This window comes from Roseateles sp. GW823-FHT07B05 (assembly GCF_058794515.1).
Genome location: NZ_JBXAGX010000022.1, coordinates 1 through 20,508, shown reverse-complemented (window position 1 = coordinate 20,508; position 20,508 = coordinate 1). Strand labels below are relative to the sequence as shown.

The following is a 20,508-nucleotide window of genomic DNA, read 5'->3' as shown; positions in this document are numbered from 1 at the left end:
GCCCTACCCTTAGGCAATGAAAATTCCGCATGCGATGTCGCCGCCGCTAGCGACGGTACTCGCGCCCGATCCGCTCCATGTTGTCCTGCAGGAATGCCATTAGCGCTTTGGCCTGCTCCGGTGTCGCCGCCAGGGGAAACCCGCCGATGCCCGACCGAAGTACGTCGTGGGGATCAACGAACAGCAGGTCAGTCTCCAGATAGCGGTGGTACTCCTCAATGGGCATGTCCTCCAGCGTCGGAATGTCGTAGGCCTCGCCCGTCACGGACAGCTTCATGGTCCCCCCTGAAATTGGTCGGTTGTATGCGCGTCGATGCTAGCCGGCGGACTCACTTCTGCCCAGTTGCCTAGCGCTCATTGGCAGGACCTCCTCATCTCTGTACCCGGTGGGCCCATGTGACGCCTGCCTCAGCAGCCTCATGTCCAACGACGCGTAGACAGTCGGCTGGGCTGTGAGCAAGCGAGACTCGATTGCGAAGTCCGAACTGGTCCAGTCATCGGAGGCGGGTCTTGAAAATATCTACCCGACCGACAAGCTGTTCGTGCCGAGCATGTCGGATCAACTTGCCGCCAGCTGCAAGTACAAGTCGGGAGTTAAATGTCTGATTTAAATGGTATTGGCCGTTTGTATGTCCATAAGGTTGACTGAAGCTTCGGAGCTAGGCATCATTATAAGATGAAGATAATCGATCACTCCGCGCTTCAGCCTGGCGACATCCTTCTGACCACCAGCCCCCATATTGATAGCAAGCTTGTGCGGTTCGGAACTAAGAGCGATATATCTCACGCCATGCTCTATCTTGCATCCACCTCGGTGATGGACTCCACGGGTGACGGCGTCCATTCGCGAAATCTGCAAAAGATGCTCTATGAGGATTCGTGTGAGATATATGCGCTTCGACCGAAGACTCCGCTAGCGCCGAAGGCCTTAAGCATCGTAATTGCCTATGCACGTATTGCGAACGGCACCTCCTATAGCTTGGTTGAAGCGGTCCGGTCGGTCACGACTCAGACCCGGGCAGGAAGCCGGAAGCAGTTTTGCTCCCGCCTAGTGGCACGCGCCTACAGCGCAGCAGGTATCGATCTCGTCGAAAATCCAGACTTTTGCACGCCGCAAGATTTGAAGGACTCTCCGCTATTGCAAATCCTTGAAAGCCCAGCGGTCTATCTTTCGGAAGAGGACGCAGCTGAGATCGAAGCGCAGCCAAAAGGCGTCGATGGCATGATTTCCGTAACCAACGCATTCCTGGCGCAGGCGCGCGAAATGTCCAGGGACATACTTGGCATAGAAGACGCCTTCGTCTTTATACGCGTTAACCGATGGTTTGATCAACGTTTCACTGTAGCGCTCAAAACTTCTGGATATTTGGACTATTGGCGCACAGAACATGAGAGATTCCCATGGCGATATGACTTTGCCGCCATGCAGGAATTTGTAGAAGACACTGCTTTGGAGTTGGCGATGGACAACTATTGCCTCGAAACATTGAAGGATGATGAGGCTGGTGTGTTTGCCCACTGGATCCAGAGCTTGCAGGCACTAAAGTCAATGCCTCGGCAGTTTCCTTCGAAGACTTACGGTGCGATGCTTGAACTCTATGAAAATCTCGTCCTGAGCCATCAGACCCGTGTCGCAGTAGCCCTGCAATGGCTTGGCCGTCACAACGGTATTGAAAGTGTTGACTGAAACGCTCTTCAAGAGTCGCCGCTATTTTCCTCGGAGCGGTACGGCATTTACTGTGGCACGGCGAGCGTCCAGGGCTTGGCAATCTGCACATTGGGTCAATGACTGCATCGCCCAATGTTTACCTCCTTGCGGCGAGTAGCAGGATGCAATCCTTGTCCGTGGCGGCCTCGCAGCCCATCGTTGCTCTGCACTAAGTTCGCGCTCAACCCGCCGCGGCGTCGGCCGCGCTGGACGAACTTCAGCCGGCTCCTACGTCGCGGTCGGCGTTGAGGTTGGGCGTTCCATCGCCACGCCACGACCAATCGTTGTAGCCGAGCTCGTGCCATCGCACTTTGGCCTCCCGGCCAAGCTGTGTGCAGAGCTTGAAGAAGCCCTCTTCACCGAGCTCCACTCGAAGTTCTTCGAGGCGGCTCTGCGAAACATCGTCGTCCATGACGACCCAGGCCCAGTTGCCTGCCTCGTCGACCTGCTCGAACTCGAAGAAAAAGCACAGGCCGCTGCGATGCCAGGCCTGCGGCGCCGGCACGCTGTTCTCCCTGAATTCCCAGTTGTCGCGCCACCCTGCAGGCCAGTCGCCCAGGGCTGTACTTGTCTGAAGCTTTGATTCGGCCATTGACGTCACGTAGTCAGGGCGTTCGCCGGCCATAGCCTGGACGCGCCCGCAAGCAAAAAAGGGCCCGCCAAAGAGCACGGCAACTCCGACACCATGTCGTCAACAGACGCATGGCAACTGCCCAGTGGGGGCATGGTCGACACGTCCCGATTGCGGTCAGGCGGCCAGCAGGTCCTCATGCCTTCTGCCGACGACTTCCCTGCCCTGACCTTCAGATCCATGCCTCTGGATCGTTCGCAGAAGGCCGCAGAGAGCTGGATCGGCTTCGATCCTGCGCCTCGCCTCCAAGATGGACGAGGCAAACTCAGGGCTCACCTTCAGCTTGTGCGACAGGTAGTTGTCGTGTTGCTCAGGAAACACCCGCCACCAAGCGACGATGCTTTCGGGATCTCCGAGGTTCAGCAGCATCACGTTCTCCATACTGGCCAGCGACTGCCGACGTTGTGGAAACTGTATGCGCATACAGTGTTTGGCGCAAGTGGCGCGCCGAGACCTGGCAGCCACCGGTTGGTCCTCGGCCTTCATTTCTATCGCTCACCGGACGGTCAAGAGTCGCTGAACCACTCTCGCTCACTTTGACCAGGCACGCTCCTGCAGCAAGCGCCCGATCGACGCTGAAACCTCGCTCAGAAACTCCGGATCCACCTTCTGCTCGGTCTGGGAGCTCCGGATCATCTCGTCGACCCACGCCAAGGCCTTCTCAACGGCGACCTTGTGAGCGGCTGGTGCAATCGGCCTCAGTTCCACCAACAACGATCGCATCGGTCGCGACTTGAAGTCGTCGTAGAGTGCCTCGTTGACCATGGGCTTGCCCACGACGATCTCTTGGACGAAGCCGACCTTGGTGTAGTGCATCAGCAGGCCGCCATCGGCCTTCAATCGAGCAGTGCGCAACCGCTGGGAAATCTCCGCCTCCAGCCGCGCCGCTGTCTTGGCATCGGTACTCGCCGGCTTGGCGGGCGCTGGCTTCGGCCCGTCGAGGATCGATGCGCATGCGGCCATCGAGTTGCCGAACCACCGCTGCTGCAGGCGCTTGGCCAGAGCGTTCTCAGACGCTGTATTCAACGTGATCGATCCACCGCCACGGATCACCGGCCCTGCGGCGGACGCTGACAACGCCCCACCAGCCGACTTGCCGCCCGCCTGGTTCACTTCGAGGAGCAACTCTTCGCGATTCCCCCCGCTCGCCTCGATACACGAGATGTAGTCCGCCATCCGGGCGCTCACGCAACGCTCACCGTAGGGCTGCGTTGGCGCAGCACACTTCGCCTGAGCCCAGGAGATCGCCGGAGCAACGGCCAGCACAAGGAAAAGCGCGGCGCTTGGCCGGACCATCGAAGACGGCATCGTCAGGTTCTCCCTTTGATCTGCCGGCACCGCCGTATCCGTCCGGCCAAGTCATCTTGAGTGGCTGCTGTCGACAGTCACAACGACACCTGGCAGGTCAGTAAAGCGGACGTCTTGTACTGCGCTTCAGTCCCATCGGTGGCTCACAAAGCACCCGCTGGCGGATGCGCCCGACGGAAACCTCCAGCTCTTCATCATGGCGATGGCTTGTTCGTCGAAAAGCTTCTTCGGGCTTGAATTTACGATTTCGACTTTCACGACAGCGCCGTGTTCGACGTCAATCCGGGCGTGCGTCCAACCATAAGGATTGCCTTCAAACTTCCCCTTCGCAAAGGAATCCAGGTCGATGTTGCCGAGTTCCGAGCATTCGGCCGTGTCGAGCACCCGATCTGTAGGCTCAGCAATCACGGGAGCCTTAGGGGAGGCGGCCACAGGAGCATTCACCGGCGCCGTGGAGCAGCCGACGCAGAGCAGCAGTACAAGAGGAAGAAGAGGTAGATTGCGCATCGCATTCCTGTGATTTGCGACCCAGGTTGGGCAACGAAGCGCTGGAGTCTGCCCGCCAGCGGTGCTAGAGGCAATGGTGGCAATTCACTCGCCATCTCGTGCGCACCAGCCCGCCCCTGCCTATCTCAGGCGCCATAGCGGGGTAACAACTCGGCGACCCGACTTGCCGGCAGGGTCGGAAGCCGCTCCAGCGCGTCCCGGAGGTAGGCATAGGGATCAAGCCCGTTGAGCTTGGCCGAATGGATGAGACTCATCACGGCCGCGGCCCGCTTGCCCGCGCGCAAGCTGCCGGCGAACAGCCAGTTCTGCCGTCCCAGCGCGATGGGACGGATGCGGTTCTCCACCCAGTTGTTATCAATCGGCAAGTCGCCGTCGTCGAGGTAGCGCGTCAGTGCCGCCCAACGCTTGAGGCTGTAGTCGATGGCCCGCGCGGTGGCTGAGCCGTCGGGCACGCGCTGGCGTTGCTGTCGCAGCCACTGGTGCAGGGCGTCGGCCAGCGGCCTTGCGGCCTGCCGGGCTTCAAGCCGAGCCGCGCTGTCGGCACTGGCGGTGGTTCGCTCGATCTCGTAGAGCTGGCCGAAGAACTTCAGCGCCTGCTCGCCGACCTGGCTGCCGTGGTTGGCCCAGAGCTCGTGGAACTTGCGTCGAGCGTGCGCCATGCAGCCGACCTCGGTCACACCCAGCTCGAAGCAGGCCTTGTAGCCGGCGAAGTCGTCACAAACGAGCTTGCCTTGCCAGCCAGGTCTGGCCGGCGTCCCCGGCAGGCCCAGGAAGTCGCGAGCGTGCTGGCCACCACGGCTGTCGGCGAAGTCGAAGACCACGGCCTGCAGCGGGCTGAACTGCGTGCTGCAGTAGCTCCACAGGTAGGCGCGGTGGGTCTTGCCATCGCGCTGCCCTGCGGGCTTGAGCATCGCCACCGGCGTCTCGTCGGCGTGCAGCACCGGCTGGCGCAGCAGCTCGGTGGTCAGCGCGTCAACGAGCGGCTGCAGCTGCACGCCGCATTCACCAACCCACTGCGCCAGCGTGGAGCGCGAGATGGCGTGACCGGCGCGCTCGAAGATGGTTTCCTGTCGGTATAGCGGCAGGTGGTCGAGGTATTTGGCCACGAGCACCTGGGCCAGCAGGCCCGTCGTCGGCAGACCCTTGTCGATGATGTGCGGGGCGACGGGCGCCTGCACGATCCGCTCGCAGCACTTGCAGACCCACTTGCCGCGGATGTGGCGCTCGACGGTGAAGACGCCCGGCTGGTAGTCCAGCTTCTCGGCGACGTCTTCGCCGATGCGATGCATGGCCTGGCCGCAACCGCAGGTGGTGTTCTCGGGCTCGTGGCGCACGTCGCGGCGAGGCAGGTGCGGCGGCAGCTTCTCGCGACGCGGCTGCTGCCGCTCGCCGGCAGCCCGGCTGGGCTGCAGCCCTTCAATCGCGGCGGCCACTGCCGCTAGGTCGCTGTCCAGCGTCTCGTCCAGCAAGCTCTTCTGCTCGGCGCTGAAGCGCTCGCTCTGCGCTGCGAACTTCAACCGCTTGAGGATGGCGTTCTCGTGCGTGAGCTTGTCGATGACGGCCTGCTTGAACGCGGCTTCGGCGCGAGCGACCCTTAGGGCTTCGCGCAGTTGCTGGGCATCGAGCGTGTCGAGGTCATCGGCAATCACGAGATGTGATGCTGCCCGGCGCAGACCGAGCTGCCCATCGGCAGATGCCGCAATGGACGTGGAGCTACAGCAGCGTGATGACGCCAGCTTCGCCGACGTGCTGCCAGGGCAGGCCCAGCACCAGGGCGTCGAACTGGGCGCGGTTCAGGCTCAACGTGCCGGTCACGTCGCGTGGCCACACGAAGCGGCCGGCGTTCAAGCGACGAGCCGCCAGCCACACGCCGATGCCGTCATGCACGAGCACCTTCATCCGGTTGGCGCGGCGGTTGGCGAAGAGATAGGCGTGGTGAGGCCGTGCGGCACCGAACACGGCCACCACGCGTCGCAGGGCGGCCTCGGTGCCGGCGCGCATGTCAAGCGGCTCGACCGCCAACCACACGGCGTCGACGCGGATCACCGCAACAACTCGCGGGTCCAGGCGGCAAGCTCTGCCGCCGCGCTGACCGGCCAGGCAACCGTGATCGAGACTGGCCCGCGCCGGAGTTCGACTCGGACATCAGGCGCCACCGCGGCGGGCTCCGTCGGCGCAGGAAGCGGGAGCGCGATGAACTCGCTTGTCCTGGCGAGTCCGGTAGGAGCCTGGCCAAGAGACAGTTGCCTCCAGCGGTGAACGACGTTGGCATTGATGCCGTGAGCCATCGCCACCTTGGCCACCGACGCGCCGGGCTCGCTGCATTCGGCCAGCACCTGCGCCTTCTTCAACTCGCTGTATCGCCGCCGTGTCTTCTTGTCGCTTGTCATGCGTCCACCTACGTTACGTGGACAGCATCCTTGTCGCAGGCGACTGCCGGTTCAAGATGACTTTGCCGGACGGATACGCACCGCCAACTTCGAGAGCACGGCCAGTTGTGCGTGATGATGACCCCAAGCGCCCGACCAGCCAAGTCCCGCGATCGTTTGCGGTCGGCGCGGCTACCCCGAGGTGGCGGACGGGGCGAAGGGCGCGGTATTTCTGGTCACGCGGCGGAGCCCACCCACAGCCGATGCCTGGATGAAGGTGCCAGCACGCCGTGCTTGACCAAGCCTCGTAGCAGACCGATGCGTGTGTGCCCCTCGGCAACATGAAACGCCGAGGACTTGTTGACTATCGATCCTGTCAGCGCAACCGGAGGTACCAACCACGTGCCATGCGCAGCCCAATGCTGCTGCACGTCCTCGCGGGAGTCGATGCATGTCCAGCCAGCAACCTCGAACCGAGCTGAGCGCTCCCCGACATTGGAGTACCAGCTTTGAAACTGGGGCAGCGTGGATGCATCACTCAGTGATGCCGCCTCCACGATTACCAACGACCAGGCGATCGTGTCGAGCACGAGATCGCCGTACGCCTGCTGATGATCTGCCTTGCGTCCATGATCAGCGTAGAACTGGGACGCGACAGCCTCTGGCGTTTTGGGCAAGGCGCTGAGAATTGCCTCGACCGAGACGCGATCGGTGTGTCTATCAAACGGCAAGCGCAGCAGATCGGAGAACGTCATGTTGCCAGCGTCATCTACGCTTCAGATCGCAGCGCCAGACCAGCGGTTCGCGGCCGAAGTACCGTTCCACCTCCAACCAGCTGTATCGCTCCACCTGGCAGTCACCCAGCGCATCGGTAACAACGGCGAGTTCCCACAGATCGTCCGTCGCCCCCTTTGACCACTCGTTGCGGGTCAGAAAGAAGCCCGGCACGCCCGATGCAGTGCCCTTGACCTCCACATGGTGGACGCTGGCACCAGTGGCGTCGAGCACGTCGAGGTCGTAGCCCAGGTTCTTTTTGCTGACGTCTTGCGGGTTCAGCCCGAGTTCCCGGAACACAGCTTCCATCTTCTCCATGGACTTCGCCTCAACCAAATCCCGATGCGCCTGGTCGGGGAAGCTCAGCCGCATCCCCTCTGCGTCGTCTTCGCCGTCAGGCGGTGCCCCGGGGTCCGCAGGATCATCGGGTTTGACGATCCTTCGATGGACGATGAACTGTTCGATCTCGGCCAAGCTGGGCTCCCACCCGCGCTCACCCCTGACGAGGATCGCCCGCTCGCGGGCTTCGTCCCAGCGCGCGACGTGCCAATTTGAGTCTTTGACGCGTTGGTCCGGCTTCGAGATGACGTTCTGCATCAGCTCTTCGATCGAGCGCTTGTTGGTCTGCAGCACGGAGATGAACGGCTGGCCATCGCGAACCTTGCCCATCAGCCTGCGACGGTCGTCGGCCCGTTGCCGCTGCGCAGCGTCCAGTTCGGCGCCACCCATCAACGTGGTTCGCTCTTCCAAGCCCTCGACCGAGAACATCCTGCCGTTCAACGGATGCACGCCGACATCCTCAGCCCAAATCGTGAAGATCGGCGCACCCGTCGGAACCTCCCAAACGTAGTCGAATACCTTGGCTTGAACGTCGCGCACCCCCAGCTTTTCCAACACGTCGTAGATGTTCCGCTTGCCATGGTCGAGCAAGTGGCGGTCGATAACTTCGAGGACTTCAGGTGGGACTTCGTGTCGCATAAGAGCTGTCCGTTGGCGATCGGACAGCTTAGCGGCGCCATAGCGACGGGACCGCAGCGTCTCCCGCGATTGCGGGGTTAGGTGACCAAGCGCTTCCGCGATCCGAAAGGCCACCAGCCTGCGTGGCTGATGGCCTACAGCGTCACGTGCGCTTGAGCTTCAGGCAGCCGTTGAACCGCTGCTGGGCACGACCGAGGCGTCGCTCACAGAAGTTGAAGCGATCGGCATCGGCGAGCGCCCCCAAGTCAACCGCGGTCAGTCGGGACTGGAACTCGTGACGCCTGTCGCTCCAGAAACGCACCCATCGCAGCGCTCGTTCAAGTTCATCGTTCGAGGCAGAAAATTCGTAGGTCTTCATCGGGGATCTCCGTTAGCTAAGTTGATGAAATGGGCGGTTGCCCGGTCTATCTATACGGAGGGAAATCTGAAATTCGGCTGGTAGTTGAAAAAATCGCTGCCCAACATGCATCGGATGACCGACGCCGGGCTGACGCGCACCGGCAGTTCCACTCGACGTTCCCGACATCCCTAAGATGCAAAATCGTGCGGGCAGCCACAGACCCCTGAAGGGCGGCTGCATCAACACACGGTGAGGTCCGTCTATGACGCACGAAGAGGGAGTGAAGATCGTCAGCCCACGCGGGTCGATGTGGCACAGGTGGGATCCGCACATCCATGCGCCTGGCACGATCTTGAACGACGGATACGGCGGCTCCGACCCCTGGGAAGGCTTCCTTACGCGGATCGAAGCCAGTGAGCCTCCCATCCGTGTACTGGGGATCACCGACTACTGCAGCATCGACTGCTACGTCGATACCGTGAAGCACCACAAGGCCGGCCGTATGCAGGGCGTCGGCCTCATTTTTCCGAACGTCGAATTCCGCCTATCCATCGAGACCAAGAAGAGCGTGGGGGTCAACCTGCACCTGCTCTTCTCACCCGAAGATCCTGAGCACGTCGAGCGCATCTGCGGCTTCCTGAACAACCTGACGTTCAGGCATCAGGACGAACTCTTTCGCTGCACGCGCCAGGACCTGATCCGTCTGGGCCGCTTGTTCGACGACAAGCTCGTCGACGATCGCAAAGCTCATGAGGCCGGCACCAATCAGTTCAAGGTCAGCCTGGAAGCCCTCCAAGACGCCATGAAGACCAGCGCCTGGGCCCGTGCGAACTGCTTTGTCGCGGTGTCTGGCAGCAGCACGGACGGCACGGCCGGTCTTCAAGGCGACGGTGGCCAGTGGGCGGCTACCCGGCAGAACATCGAGCGATTCGCGCAGATCGTCTTTGCATCCAGCCAAAAGCAAGTGGACTTCTTCTTGGGCAAGGGCAGCGCCGACCGCCAAGAGCTTGAGGCACGGTGGAACGGTCGCAAGCCATGCCTCCATGGCTCCGATGCTCACGGAACCGACCGTGTCGGCGCGCCTGACGAGAACAGGTACTGCTGGTTGAAGGGCAATCTCACGTTCGAAACCCTGAGGCAGGCCGTCATTGAGCCTGAAGGTCGGGTGCACATTGGGGAGGCGCCACCGCAAGGCGCCCTGCCAGGAAACATCATCCGCTCAATCCATGTGTCAGACGCGCCATGGATGAGGCCGGACACCCTGCAGACCAACGACGGCATGGTGGCGATCATCGGCGCGCGGGGATCGGGGAAGACGGCACTGGCCGACTTCATCGCCACCGGCGCATTCGGGGCCGCGCAACGGCTCAGCGACAACTCCTTTCTTCGCCGCGCCGAGCGGTTCCTGAAGAAGACCTTCATCGAACTCACCTGGGGCACGGGGACGACCACGGAAAACGGCGTCGATGACGTCGACAACGAGAGCTTGTGGGATGCGCCCCATGTGCAGTACCTGTCTCAGCAGTTCGTCGAGCAGCTCTGTTCATCCGAGGGTCTCGACGACGCCCTCGTCGCAGAAATCCAGCGCGTCGTGTTCGAGAGCCATGCCGTCGAAGAACGCCTGAGTGCCAACACCTTCGACGACCTGTTGACCATGCGCATGGGCGAGGCCCAAGCTGCGCGCAACCGACACATTCATGCCCTCGAACGCGCTTCAGCAGGCATCAACGCCGAGATGGCGCGCAAGGATGGGCTCGACAAGCTGGTCAAGGAGAAGGATGAAAACGAGAAGGCTTTGAAGAAGGACCGGGCGGATCGCGCGGCCCTGGTGCCCAAGGGACAGGAGGCACGTGCCAAGAGGCTGGACGAAGTCACTGTCGCGGTCGAAGAAAAGCAGCGCGCGCTGTCGGCCGTCCAACTGCGCGTGAGCGCCCTGACAGGTTTGCAGGCTGACGTGCGCAAGTTCAGGGAGGTCGATGGTCCCGAGTGGTTGTTCGACACGCAAGAGAGCCGGTCAGATGCCGGTCTGTCTCAGGCGGACTGGTCGGAGTTCAAGTTGGACTTCGTTGGAAACGTCGACGAGCTTCTGAAGTGCCAACTGCAGCAGGCCCAGGCGCTACAAAAAACGCTCCAGGGTGTCGCAAAGCCGGTGGTCGCTGGCACTCCTGAGCCGGATCCCAATGTGCCGCTGATTGCCGACGCTGCTCAGCTGTCAGCGCAGCCGCTCAACCTGCTCAACGGCGAGCGTGCTCGCCTTCAAAAACTGGCGGGCATCGACGAACAGAACGCCCGCCGGTACAAGGTGCTGACGGAAAAGATCTCGCGGGCCGAGACTCTTCTTGCCAAGCAGACCACCGATATCGGCCGCGCCCAGCGCGCCGATGAGACCTTGAAGACGCTTCGGGCCGAACGCACCGAGCAGTACCGCGGCGTGTTCGCCGCCATCATCGACGAAGAGTCCGAGCTGCGCAGCCTGTACAGCCCGCTTGAGAAGCGGATCGAGGCAGGCGCCCGGGCGGTGAAGAAACTGTCCTTCTCCATCCGCCGCCAGGTCGACATCGCGGCCTGGGCAAAACGTGGAGAACGCTTGCTGGATCTCAGAAAAGGACCCTTCCGGGGCGAGGAGCAACTGGCCGACGCCGCCGAGGCTATTCTGGGCAATGCTTGGCGTCAGGGAACGGCCGAGGACGCCGCGGCCGCCATGCACGCATTCCTGGACAAGTACGCGATCAAGATGCGCGAGCAACGCCTTCAGGACCGGCCCCTGCTGGAATGGGCGAAGGACACCGCTGACTGGCTCTACAGCACCGATCACGTCAGCGTTGGGTACGGACTGCGCTACGACGGCGTGGACATTGAACGGCTCTCGCCGGGCACACGCGGGATCGTTCTGCTGTTGCTCTACCTTGCGCTGGACGCCGACGACGACCGCCCCCTCATCATCGACCAGCCTGAGGAGAACCTCGACCCTCAATCCGTCTTCGAGGAGCTGGTGCCGGCGTTCTGCGAAGCGAAGAAGCGCCGCCAGATCATCATCGTCACCCACAACGCCAACTTGGTCGTGAACACCGACGTGGACCAGGTGATCGTTGCCCGGTGCGGCCCCCACCGGCCGGACCAATTGCCCGAGATCACGTACCAAAGCGGCGGCCTCGAAGATCCCGAGATTCGTGGTGCGGTGTGCTCGATCCTTGAAGGCGGCGAGCATGCCTTCAAGGAGCGCGCCAAGCGGCTGCGTGTCGAGCTTCCGTCCTGAGCCCGCAACCCATCAAGCAGAACGCGTGTCGATGACAAATACTCGGCTCTCCAAGGCCCTCTGCAAAGCGGTTGGCGACGTGATCCAGACTACAGGCGGGCATGCCACCTTGGACGCGCTCTTCCTGTCGTCGGGCGCGCCGGGTGAGCCACCGCAGCTTGCACACCATTCCAAGTGGAAGGAATGGCTCTTCCGGGCTGGCCAGGATGCCAACACGGACAGCCTGCAGGTGTTGGGCAACGTGATCGAAGAGTTCATGGACACGAAGCCCAGTGATCCCGAGGCACTTGATGCCTGGACGCAAAGCCGCGCAAGGATCGACGCCGCACTCAGTGACGACGGCTTGCGCTATTTCCGGCACGGACGCGTGCTGCCACTGAGCGGACTCCGGGATGCGGACAGCAGCCTGGTCGCAGCGCGCCTCGTTCCAGCCAAGCCGCGTACCGTCGATGAGGTTGTCCACGTCGTCGTTCAAGGACTGCGACGGGCGATGCATCCCCTCACCTACCGGCGCAAGGGCGCGGAGACGCTGCGGTTCGCCAACGAATACGACGTGCAGGATCTGCTGCACGCCCTGCTCCGCCCGTGGGTCGAGGACATCCGGCCCGAGGAGTACACGCCGAGCTACGCGGGCAAGAGCACGCGCATGGACTTCCTTCTTCCTGCGCATAGCCTGGTTATCGAAACCAAGTGCGTTCGCGACCGTTCACATGCCCGTGCGGTCGGCGACGAGTTGGCCCTTGACGTTGCCCACTACGCGGCACACCCTAGTTGCCAGAAGCTCTGGTGCGTCGTGTATGACCCTGAGCATCTGCTAACGAATCCTGATGGCCTGAAAGACCTTGACGGCGAGCACCTTCAGAATGGCCGCGGCATCTCGGTGAAGGTGTATGTCGTGCACCGATGAAATTTAGGGCTGGGCATCCGAGTCGGAGCCGGACTGCTCCGGCCCTGAAAAGCTTCTGCCGCTTCGGCTTGCGTTCCAGGAAAGCGTTGGTGCGCGCACCGACCTCGTACTTGCTCACCATGTGGGGCCTGCGATAGCATTCCGCCAGGCTGCCCTAGCCTGCCGTGCACCCGCACCCGCGGATGGTGAACCCGGGCCCTTCGCTTCTCCCTCCCCCTTGGTACCTCGTGACCTGGGCGCGGCAAGGTGCGCACCGCAATGCCCAGGCCTTCGAGGTATTGCATGGACTCCCCCTTTTCAGAATTCCTTCGCACCAGCCAATGGGGCCTGATGTGTGAAAGGCTTGCTCCCTTGCTCGGCGATGTTCCAGCCGCACTTGGGCCGACGTGGCATGAGAAGCTCGAAGCCCTCTACTCAGAGGCAGACCTTGCGGTAGCTTCACAAATCCTGTCGGGCCGGCGAGGTGGCCCTGACTGGTTTGTGACTCGGTATGCGCCGGCCGGGCGTCGGCTCGACGACGATCGCGAAGGCATGGTCTGCGCGCCGTCGTGGCGGCATGCTGTCGCCGCTTTGATCCAGAACTGTGAGGATGTGCGCTGCCTACCGAGCCGGGTTTCCTATGACCGCGCGCGGCGCACGCTGCAACTCTTTGTCGGTGATGCACTGCTCGCAACTATCGCACCGATAAGCATGACGCGGGTGAACGACAGCCTCCGACGACGGGCGCTTAGCACTGCGTCTGGTTTGCGCAAGTCCGCCTGCGCCCAAGAAGAGCTGTTGAAGCGTGTTCGTCGGTGGCCACAACTGGCTGAGCTGGAGGGCCAACCGCTGCGCGACGTGAGTGAAATGCAGACATATCGTGAGCAGATGGCTCACCACCCGCTCCCCAAGGAGTGGCTGGCGTCCGCCCGCCTGCTTTGCGGTGCCTGCGGACGGGACGATGTCACTGCTGCCACCCTCCAGGAGGTGGCCGCGATCGCACTAGGCGCTAGCAGTTGGAACCATTTGGCCGGACCTTATGGCGATCACAGCTCAGGTTTACTGCAGCCTTGGTATTTGTGCAAAGACGACAGTCCCTGCATGTTCTACGCGGACGTGTTCGACGCGCTAGCGGACCTCCTAGGCGCGGCCTCGCAGCAGTGGGGCAAGCTCGCCACGCCGCTTACCTTTGATTCGCACTACTGCTTCTCGACCCTTGACTACGTTCCCTGCTACACGATCAGCGAGAAATCTGGTGGTGATGCCATCCAGGCGCTGAGTACCCCACGCCTTGCGGTCTACCCCATCATTCTTGGGCCTTCCTGCCCGCCTGAATTGCTGGATCGCATCCCGAGCTCAGCGTCGAGCTCGGACGACAACATCGCCCCGCTTTTTGGCATTGGTCTGTCTTTAGGCGCGAAGTCCCGGATGCTGGACGAGAAGGCCGGACAGGTGCTGATCGTTCAGGACGGCGAGTGGCGCTTTACTCGCACCGGCGATCCGAGAGACAAGAGTACGACTCTTTGGGTTTACCGCATAGGGGCTGATGGGAACAGCATCAGTGAGGCAGCGGTGCCCACCTACAAGGGGCTGCTCCAGCGTCATCCAGCCACGGGCAACTACGTTCTCTGTGCTGACTATGACGGAGCGCACCCTGTCGCTGTGATTGGCGGACTGAGTCCAGTGGCGGCGGAGCGTGTTCGGGCGTATCTGCCCGATACCACCGAGGACAACTTGGTTTTCCGTGAAGAGCGCCGGCGATCGCGGGACCGCGCAGCTTTTGGGCGGCTGCTTGAACTGGCGGGCAGGAGGCATTCGCCGGCGTGATTTTCTGAGGTGTTGGTCGGCTATGTGACTTGGGCGGCTGCTCGGTAGAAGCCGTTCTCGTGGCATCACATGTCCGTGCCTGATCACCGCGCGACGTGGCTGCTCTCAGATCATCGACATGGCCTCTTCTGCCGGCACATACCGAACCGCGCCGCTTGGCTGCTTTCTTGGCATGAGCACATTCGACGGCGGTGGCCATTGGTCCCTGACTCGAGCCGAGAACGTGTGCTCTCGCTCGATCCCGAACTCCCGTTCGATGAACAGGGCGGCCACATCCCGCATCAGCGGAATGTCGGACCTGATTCGGCTCCTGCTTGCGTAATCGTCGGGGTTCACCGTCATGCTGTTTGCATGGGCTACGGCGCAGCGTCCCTGGCCGTACAAGTACTCGCCAATGTCCTGGACGCCGCTTGCGAGTAGTTTTTCAAGCCGTGCATTGCCCCGGGACCAACTGGGAATGACGTTGACATTGACATTGCCGTTGATCCACGAGATCTGATCTTTTCCCTGGGCCAACGAGATGTTGAGTACCTTCGCGAAGCTCAGCAGTGCGAACGGCGACAGGTCGATCTCCAGCCCCATGCCTTCGCGGAACAATGCAAGTGCCAGATCACCACGGGGGCCTACGGATACAGGAACGTACAAGGTGTGCCAGGGATCTACCGCGGCCCAGAGTGCAGGAGCCTGCCCACTGGCGCCGCAGTAGCCCGGGTGCGCCGGGTTGTTGGTTCCGGTAAGGAACAGATCGACCAACGCGGCATCTTGTGACCACGCAAGGTAGCTTAGAAAGCGACTCACCCTCGAGCCGCCCTCTTCAATGTTCGTGCCACTCTCGTCATAGACAGACACGGCGCGTGAGTGCTGTTCGGTTCCCGGCTGGAGCACCATGGTCCGGCCTTCGAAGGGAATCTCCACTTGGACGTTGGGCCAAGAGAATCCTGGTCGCACTGCCATGTTGGCCCACAACATGGCGTCTGGGCGTAAGCGTGCCGGCATGTCAGGTTGACGTCGGACGCTTGCGACTTGCAGCAATCACAACTCGGTGCCTGGCCAAGAGCCCTTTGCGGGAGCGGATGCAGTGAGTTTTCCAAGGTCGACTTGGGTGTCGATGCGCGAATCACTTCTAAATAGGGGGCCGCGCATTACAGACTTCGCCCCCATTCCCTCAGCCGTTAGGTTCCACGCAGTCCCGCCCTGGCTGCCGACACCCACGATGTGGACAGTCATCCGCTCTGCCAGCAAATCACTGAATGAGGGAGACGAGACCTGCTTCGCTCGTGATGCCGACCCCAGCGCGGTGTGCGTGTTGCCCGCTAGCGCCACTACTGTGTAGGCCGGGTAGGTGAGCGCGGTGCCCCAAACTTTGTCGGCCATGGCACGGTCGTTCATGGCCGTGAAATAGTCAGCGTCGGCCTGCGACCAAGGCTGCTTGCCGAACTCGCTCTCGGGCAGGACTGGCGACCAGTCCATCTGCATCGCCAATACACCCACACGCTGCCCGGCGCGACGCCAGCGGCGCATCTGTTCGATCAACGCAAGCATGGCTTGACTGTTCCGGCCGTCCTGGACCGACTGTCGCCAAGCTCCCGCCGCGAGTAATGCCTGAACGTCGGTTGCCAGGCCCTCCGAGGCTAGGTACCGGTTCAGCGCCAACTGCTCGCTGCCGTCGCGCTCCAGCGCCAGCACGACTGGGCGTCCCAGCTTAAGCAGTCCGCACGCCAGTTGGCCGACGAATGCGGGTGTCTGCTCGGTTCCGTGAAGCTCCCCAACGATGATGACGCGAGCTTCAATCTTCTCGAGCGCGACGAGTTGTGAAGGGGTGCAATCTAGACCGACGGCCTGCGCGGCGTTGAACGCGACGAGCAGGCAGTTCGCCAGTAAGGCGATGGTGAGTTTCATGAGTCCTCCTGAATGTTCTCAATAGGTGGCCCGGAGGCAACGCATGCCAACATTTTGCCGATGGCATGGAGACTCTCCATAACGCTTAGCCTCCCTCAGACCACCAAGTAACCTCTTTAGGTGAGGCTCGCCCAACGATGCGGCAGCAGGTCCGGTAGGTCGCGTGCCCGTTGAGTCGGAAGGCGCGTCAGCACGTCGTGCAGGTACGCGTAGGGGTCGTGCCCGTTGAGCTTGGCCGTCTGGATCAGACTCATGATGGCCGCAGCGCGCTGTCCTGCGAGCAATGTCCCGGCGAAGAGCCAATTCTTGCGCCCCGTGGCCCAAGGCCTGATCTGCTGTTCGTCGAAATTGTTGTCGATGGGCAAGGCGGGGTCGCCGAGGTAGCGGGTGAGCGCCGCCCAGCGATGCAGGCTGTAGTCCATGGCCTTCGCGGTCGCCGAGCCATTGGGCACCCTCGGCCGGCACTCCAGCAACCACTTGTGCAGCGCCTGCGCGACCGGCGCCGCGCGCGTTCGTCGTTCTCGCAAGCGATCCTCGGCTGGCAGGTCCTTCGCTTCCCGCTCGATGCCGTAGAGCTGCCCGATGAACTCGATGGCGGTGGCCGCCAAGGTGCTCTTGTTGGTCAGGTGCAGCTCCACGAACTTGCGGCGCGCGTGGGCCATGCAGCCCGCCTCCTTGATGCCGCTGTCGATGAACAGCGCCTTGTAGCCGGCGTAGTCGTCGCACACGAGGCTGCCCTTCCAGGCGCTTCCGGTCCCGTGTCCGAGGAATGTGCGCGGATGCTGACCCGAGCGGCTCTCGGTGAAGTCGTAGACCACGGCGCGCATCGTCTCGAACGCGCCGCTAGCGTAGGCCCAGAGGTAGGCGCGATGCGTCTTGCCGGTGCCAGGCGCCAGCATGGCCACCGGCGTCTCGTCGGCGTGCAGTACCGGCAGACGCAGCAGATCGGCCTTCATGGCATCCACCAACGGCTGCAGGCGCACACCGCACACGCCCACCCAGGCCGCCAGCGTCGAGCGCGGGATGGCCAGGCCGGCCCGCTCGAAGATGGCCTCCTGGCGGTAGAGCGGCAGGTGGTCCGAGTGCTTGGCGACCAGTACATGGGCGAGCAAGCCCGAGGTGGGCAGGCCCTTGTCGATGATCTCCGCCGGCACTGGCGCCTGGGTCAACGTGCGGCACTTCGCGCAGGCCCACTTGCCGCGCACATGGCGCTCCACGGTGAAGCTGCCGGGCGTGTAGTCCAGCTTCTCGCTGACGTCCTCGCCGATGCGCTTCATCTGGCAGCCGCAGGCGCAGGTCGTGTCGCTGGGTTCGTGGTGCCGCTCCACGCGCGGCAGATGGGCGGGGAGCGCGGCGCGCTTGGGCCGCTCGGGCGCAGGCTCGGCGTCCTTGCGCTTGGCTGCCATCAGCTCGGCCAACTGGGCTTCCAGGGCGGCGAGGTCAGCGTCGACGGCCTCGTCGAAGAGCGCCTTCTGCTCGGCGTCGAGCTGCTCGCTCTTCTTGCCGAACTTCACGCGCCGCAGTTGCGCCATCTCGAAAGTCAGCTTCTCGATCTTGGCGTCGCGCCACTCGATCTCGTGACGGTCGTGCGCCTGGCGGTCCAAGAGCGCTCGCACCTTGGCGCCGATGTGCCCGAGCCCCGCGGCTTCCAGCGAGGCGATGTCTTCGGCACTGAGAGGCGCGGCGACTGCCATGACGGCAGTGTGGTGCGCGCGCAGGCCGCGCGCATCGGCGCGAGCACCGATTGCGTCACAGCAACCGGATTGCGCCGTCGTCCTCCATGCGCTGCCACGGCAGGCCCAGCACCAGGGCCTGCACCTGCGGCTGCGTGAGCGGCAAGTGCTCCAACGTCACGTCGCGAGGCCACACGAAGCGGCCCTGGTGCAGGCGCCGCGCTGCCAGCCATACACCGATGCCGTCATGCACGAGCACCTTCATGCGCGTGGCGCGTCGGTTGGCAAAGAGGTAAGCATGGTGCGGCTTGGCGCCGCCGAAGACCTGAACAACGCGGGCCAGGGCGGTCTCCGTGCCGGCGCGCATGTCCAGTGGCGTCGTCGCGAGCCACACGGCGTCGACGCGGATCAACGCAGCAGCTCGCGCATCCAAGCCGAGCATGCGTCGGCAGCACCGGCCGGCCAGGTCACTGCGATAGTGGTCGAGCCGCGGCGGACCTCAATGAGGATGGGTTCACCGGTCGGCACAGGCGGCGCAGATGGCGCCGGCATCGGGAGCGCGATGAAGCCAACAGACTGGTCGCTGACAGCCACTGCGGCGGCGGGCGGCTGTGCCAACTCATGGACCCAGCGCCGCAGCAGGTTCGCGTTGATGCCGTAAGCCATCGCTACAGCGGCCATCGAGACTCCCGGCTGCCGCGCGGCTTGCACTGCCTGCGCCTTGAACTCGGCGCTGTGAGCTCGCCGACGGCGGCCTGGTGCTGCTTGGTCCATAGTGCGTACGTATCCATTAAGTCGTTGATGGATACGAGCATCCTAGGCTCGGCTCAGCGGATCAACATGACTTCGCTGGCCGCTTACGTCTGGGCGCGTCCTGCGAGCTTCGGTGAGTGGGTGCTGCGCCATGCGCCTAATTGTCATCGGGCGCTCTCGTGGATGTCATACGGGACAAGACGTAAATTCGTTGGGCTGATCGAGCTCCTCGCCGCCAACGCGCTGACGAGGAGCGCTTCAGATCACGTTGGGAAACAGCGGCTTCCAGTCTGGGACTGTTGCGGTGCTCCAAGTGACAGCCCCTTTGGCCCAAAGAAGCGGTAGAGACGCTTTTGGCACTGAGTGGGCAAAGGCAAACGTCAGGCCAAAACCCCACATCCCCAGGCTACACCTGTCCAGCTTGTCCGAGGGCCATGTCCGGTAGTCAGCCCGCCGGGACTTCATGATCTCGTTGTAGTTGACGAAGAGTTGTCGCCCAACAGCCTCGCAGAATTGCCGCATCTCAGCCTCCTGAGGGGCTGTGAGGGCTGTATCTGAGAAGGCTGTGGGCTTGATGAGACCGCCTGGCGGCCCAACGCTGCGCAGGTTGGCGGTCGTTTCCCCGGATGCGGTGAAGACGGCACAGACGTCTTGTCCGCCCGTCACAGATATGGTCTGACCGGCGATCGCCTTGATGTTTGTAATCCCCTGCTCTCGCAAAAACAGGTCGAGGCATGCGAGCCCGTAGTCTGTCGCCACACCAAAAACCAGCGTGAACTCGAGTTCAGGAAGCTTGCTCAAATCGCTCAGAACGGGCGTCTTTAGATTCTTCGTCCGGATGCCGAGCATGCTTTGCAACACGCCGATCAACTCAGTCGCCGTCCACAGTCCATCCTCAAAGATCGCAACCTTCTTGTGGCCTGCGTCGACGGCGTCCTTCGGCGAGTCAAACACTTTTCCGCCCGCAGCTCGCTTGAGGACGAGGTTGGCAACGACAGCCTCGCTTTTTCCGCTCGTCTCACGGTCTCGGTTCACGCAGATCGCCGCGTCGTCAGGGATGCCGGCCTCCGCCAAGAGGGTGCCCAAGGTAGCCTGATCCATAAGACGAATCTGCCGCAAGACAGCCACGCCGTACTTGCCGACCTTCAGCCTGCGAAACTGGGCGAGCCATTCGTTGATAGCAAAGGCGTCAATTGGCGGGTCGGTGTGGGCGTAGCCTCGCAACATGAAGGCAGCTGCAGGAACGACCGTCAGACCGCAGGTCTGCAGGAGGTTTTCCAGAGCGCACTCGTGCCTCTTCCCATAGTGCCGACGCAGCTTGGCCGCCGGATGCTCCTGATACTGGATGCCGAACACGTGACTGCCCATGTTCAGGAACTCGCCGACCTCCTTGGTGGCAACCACAAGTGGCTGGCCATTCGTGGCACCGCGCGGAATGCGTGACGAGTGCCCCTCGTTCATGATCGCCAAGGTGACCTGCCCCCAGAACCCGTACCAGTCGATTTGAGGAATCCGCTGGGTTTGACCCTGTCCCCGTTTCAGTACCGCTCGGAAGTAGAACTTTCCGGCTCCTCTGACATCGCCGCAGCCGCCTGCAGG

At 62.5% G+C, this 20,508-nt stretch carries 21 protein-coding genes; 4 read left to right on the top strand and 17 right to left on the bottom strand.

The genetic code is table 11. The features are described 5' to 3' along the window. Nucleotides 1-46 precede the first annotated feature (46 nt). Nucleotides 47-277 (bottom strand): hypothetical protein, encoded by a 231-nt coding sequence (locus tag AC1Q7O_RS26000; protein WP_492662065.1) that lies wholly within the window; start codon nt 275-277, stop codon nt 47-49. A gap of 399 nt (nt 278-676) precedes the next feature. On the opposite strand from AC1Q7O_RS26000, the gene AC1Q7O_RS25995 reads away from it, so the two are divergent. Next, nucleotides 677-1,687 carry a YiiX/YebB-like N1pC/P60 family cysteine hydrolase gene (locus AC1Q7O_RS25995; RefSeq protein WP_492662064.1) on the top strand — a complete coding sequence of 337 codons (1,011 nt, stop codon included), beginning with the start codon at nt 677-679 and terminating at the stop codon, nt 1,685-1,687. A 238-nt stretch (nt 1,688-1,925) separates the two neighbouring features. Here the strand turns inward: AC1Q7O_RS25995 and AC1Q7O_RS25990 are convergent, their stop codons facing one another. The 10 genes from AC1Q7O_RS25990 to AC1Q7O_RS25945 all read right to left on the bottom strand — a co-directional run bounded on the left by AC1Q7O_RS25990 (nt 1,926) and on the right by AC1Q7O_RS25945 (nt 8,633). Further along, nucleotides 1,926-2,300, bottom strand: a complete 375-nt coding sequence (locus AC1Q7O_RS25990; protein ID WP_492662063.1) for a hypothetical protein — start codon at nt 2,298-2,300, stop codon at nt 1,926-1,928. 156 nt (nt 2,301-2,456) lie between these two features. After that, the gene (locus AC1Q7O_RS25985; RefSeq protein WP_492662062.1) at nt 2,457-2,708 is read right to left on the bottom strand and encodes a hypothetical protein; all 252 of its coding nucleotides are present in this window, start codon (nt 2,706-2,708) and stop codon (nt 2,457-2,459) included. 162 nt (nt 2,709-2,870) lie between these two features. Further along, the gene (locus AC1Q7O_RS25980) at nt 2,871-3,647 is read right to left on the bottom strand and encodes a hypothetical protein (RefSeq protein ID WP_492662061.1); all 777 of its coding nucleotides are present in this window, start codon (nt 3,645-3,647) and stop codon (nt 2,871-2,873) included. A 126-nt stretch (nt 3,648-3,773) separates the two neighbouring features. Beyond that, nucleotides 3,774-4,154: an energy transducer TonB gene (locus AC1Q7O_RS25975; protein WP_492662060.1), complete on the bottom strand. Its 381-nt coding sequence runs from the start codon at nt 4,152-4,154 to the stop codon at nt 3,774-3,776. A 125-nt stretch (nt 4,155-4,279) separates the two neighbouring features. Beyond that, the gene (gene tnpC, locus AC1Q7O_RS25970; RefSeq protein WP_492662059.1) at nt 4,280-5,803 is read right to left on the bottom strand and encodes an IS66 family transposase; all 1,524 of its coding nucleotides are present in this window, start codon (nt 5,801-5,803) and stop codon (nt 4,280-4,282) included. 64 nt (nt 5,804-5,867) lie between these two features. Then, entirely contained in the window at nt 5,868-6,182 is a 315-nt protein-coding gene (gene tnpB, locus AC1Q7O_RS25965; RefSeq protein WP_492662769.1) for an IS66 family insertion sequence element accessory protein TnpB, read from the bottom strand. Nucleotides 6,183-6,196: 14 nt separating this feature from the next. Continuing rightward, nucleotides 6,197-6,544 carry an IS66-like element accessory protein TnpA gene (gene tnpA, locus AC1Q7O_RS25960; RefSeq protein ID WP_088481955.1) on the bottom strand — a complete coding sequence of 116 codons (348 nt, stop codon included), beginning with the start codon at nt 6,542-6,544 and terminating at the stop codon, nt 6,197-6,199. 215 nt (nt 6,545-6,759) lie between these two features. Beyond that, entirely contained in the window at nt 6,760-7,278 is a 519-nt protein-coding gene (locus AC1Q7O_RS25955; RefSeq protein ID WP_492662057.1) for a hypothetical protein, read from the bottom strand. 10 nt (nt 7,279-7,288) lie between these two features. Beyond that, nucleotides 7,289-8,275 (bottom strand): protein NO VEIN domain-containing protein, encoded by a 987-nt coding sequence (locus tag AC1Q7O_RS25950; RefSeq protein ID WP_492662056.1) that lies wholly within the window; start codon nt 8,273-8,275, stop codon nt 7,289-7,291. Nucleotides 8,276-8,417: 142 nt separating this feature from the next. Then, on the bottom strand, nt 8,418-8,633 hold the full coding sequence (locus AC1Q7O_RS25945) for a hypothetical protein (RefSeq protein ID WP_492662055.1): 216 nt from the start codon (nt 8,631-8,633) through the stop codon (nt 8,418-8,420). Between the two features lie 244 nt (nt 8,634-8,877). Here AC1Q7O_RS25945 and AC1Q7O_RS25940 point away from each other — a divergent pair, with 244 nt between their 5' ends. The 3 genes from AC1Q7O_RS25940 to AC1Q7O_RS25930 all read left to right on the top strand — a co-directional run bounded on the left by AC1Q7O_RS25940 (nt 8,878) and on the right by AC1Q7O_RS25930 (nt 14,584). Then, the gene (locus AC1Q7O_RS25940; protein WP_492662054.1) at nt 8,878-11,871 is read left to right on the top strand and encodes a TrlF family AAA-like ATPase; all 2,994 of its coding nucleotides are present in this window, start codon (nt 8,878-8,880) and stop codon (nt 11,869-11,871) included. Nucleotides 11,872-11,980: 109 nt separating this feature from the next. Next, nucleotides 11,981-12,778: a PD-(D/E)XK nuclease domain-containing protein gene (locus tag AC1Q7O_RS25935; RefSeq protein ID WP_492662053.1), complete on the top strand. Its 798-nt coding sequence runs from the start codon at nt 11,981-11,983 to the stop codon at nt 12,776-12,778. A gap of 282 nt (nt 12,779-13,060) precedes the next feature. After that, nucleotides 13,061-14,584 carry a hypothetical protein gene (locus AC1Q7O_RS25930; RefSeq protein WP_492662052.1) on the top strand — a complete coding sequence of 508 codons (1,524 nt, stop codon included), beginning with the start codon at nt 13,061-13,063 and terminating at the stop codon, nt 14,582-14,584. A 105-nt stretch (nt 14,585-14,689) separates the two neighbouring features. On the opposite strand, the gene mauJ is transcribed toward AC1Q7O_RS25930, so the two are convergent. The 6 genes from mauJ to AC1Q7O_RS25900 form a co-directional block, all read right to left on the bottom strand. Then, a complete protein-coding gene (gene mauJ, locus AC1Q7O_RS25925; protein ID WP_492662768.1) occupies nt 14,690-15,553 on the bottom strand; it encodes a methylamine utilization protein MauJ in 864 nt (287 codons plus the stop codon). Between the two features lie 63 nt (nt 15,554-15,616). Beyond that, nucleotides 15,617-16,483 (bottom strand): hypothetical protein, encoded by an 867-nt coding sequence (locus AC1Q7O_RS25920; RefSeq protein WP_492662050.1) that lies wholly within the window; start codon nt 16,481-16,483, stop codon nt 15,617-15,619. A gap of 116 nt (nt 16,484-16,599) precedes the next feature. Beyond that, nucleotides 16,600-18,177: an IS66 family transposase gene (gene tnpC, locus AC1Q7O_RS25915; RefSeq protein WP_492662049.1), complete on the bottom strand. Its 1,578-nt coding sequence runs from the start codon at nt 18,175-18,177 to the stop codon at nt 16,600-16,602. A 55-nt stretch (nt 18,178-18,232) separates the two neighbouring features. Beyond that, nucleotides 18,233-18,568: an IS66 family insertion sequence element accessory protein TnpB gene (gene tnpB / locus AC1Q7O_RS25910; RefSeq protein ID WP_492662048.1), complete on the bottom strand. Its 336-nt coding sequence runs from the start codon at nt 18,566-18,568 to the stop codon at nt 18,233-18,235. Then, nucleotides 18,565-18,930, bottom strand: coding sequence for a transposase (locus AC1Q7O_RS25905; protein ID WP_492662047.1), 366 nt, complete (start codon nt 18,928-18,930; stop codon nt 18,565-18,567). The genes tnpB (AC1Q7O_RS25910) and AC1Q7O_RS25905 overlap by 4 nt, the downstream gene beginning before the upstream one ends. Before the next feature lie 237 nt (nt 18,931-19,167). Then, nucleotides 19,168-20,508, bottom strand: a 1,341-nt coding sequence (locus AC1Q7O_RS25900; protein WP_492662046.1) for a phosphoribosyltransferase-like protein, incomplete at its 5' end; no start/stop codon positions are given.

Excerpts from the sequence above, each read along its gene's own strand:
- AC1Q7O_RS25955 (WP_492662057.1), bottom strand. The coding sequence starts at position 7,278 with ATGACGTTCTCCGATCTGCTGCGCTTGCCGTTTGATAGACACACCGAT.
- AC1Q7O_RS25995 (WP_492662064.1), top strand. The coding sequence starts at position 677 with ATGAAGATAATCGATCACTCCGCGCTTCAGCCTGGCGACATCCTTCTG.
- tnpA (WP_088481955.1), bottom strand. The coding sequence starts at position 6,544 with ATGACAAGCGACAAGAAGACACGGCGGCGATACAGCGAGTTGAAGAAG.
- tnpC (WP_492662049.1), bottom strand. The coding sequence starts at position 18,177 with ATGGCAGTCGCCGCGCCTCTCAGTGCCGAAGACATCGCCTCGCTGGAA.
- AC1Q7O_RS25975 (WP_492662060.1), bottom strand. The coding sequence starts at position 4,154 with ATGCGCAATCTACCTCTTCTTCCTCTTGTACTGCTGCTCTGCGTCGGC.
- AC1Q7O_RS26000 (WP_492662065.1), bottom strand. The coding sequence starts at position 277 with ATGAAGCTGTCCGTGACGGGCGAGGCCTACGACATTCCGACGCTGGAG.
- AC1Q7O_RS25930 (WP_492662052.1), top strand. The coding sequence starts at position 13,061 with ATGGACTCCCCCTTTTCAGAATTCCTTCGCACCAGCCAATGGGGCCTG.
- AC1Q7O_RS25985 (WP_492662062.1), bottom strand. The coding sequence starts at position 2,708 with ATGCTGCTGAACCTCGGAGATCCCGAAAGCATCGTCGCTTGGTGGCGG.
- mauJ (WP_492662768.1), bottom strand. The coding sequence starts at position 15,553 with ATGTTGTGGGCCAACATGGCAGTGCGACCAGGATTCTCTTGGCCCAAC.
- AC1Q7O_RS25990 (WP_492662063.1), bottom strand. The coding sequence starts at position 2,300 with ATGGCCGAATCAAAGCTTCAGACAAGTACAGCCCTGGGCGACTGGCCT.
- AC1Q7O_RS25940 (WP_492662054.1), top strand. The coding sequence starts at position 8,878 with ATGACGCACGAAGAGGGAGTGAAGATCGTCAGCCCACGCGGGTCGATG.
- AC1Q7O_RS25950 (WP_492662056.1), bottom strand. The coding sequence starts at position 8,275 with ATGCGACACGAAGTCCCACCTGAAGTCCTCGAAGTTATCGACCGCCAC.
- AC1Q7O_RS25905 (WP_492662047.1), bottom strand. The coding sequence starts at position 18,930 with ATGGACCAAGCAGCACCAGGCCGCCGTCGGCGAGCTCACAGCGCCGAG.
- AC1Q7O_RS25945 (WP_492662055.1), bottom strand. The coding sequence starts at position 8,633 with ATGAAGACCTACGAATTTTCTGCCTCGAACGATGAACTTGAACGAGCG.
- AC1Q7O_RS25980 (WP_492662061.1), bottom strand. The coding sequence starts at position 3,647 with ATGCCGTCTTCGATGGTCCGGCCAAGCGCCGCGCTTTTCCTTGTGCTG.
- AC1Q7O_RS25920 (WP_492662050.1), bottom strand. The coding sequence starts at position 16,483 with ATGAAACTCACCATCGCCTTACTGGCGAACTGCCTGCTCGTCGCGTTC.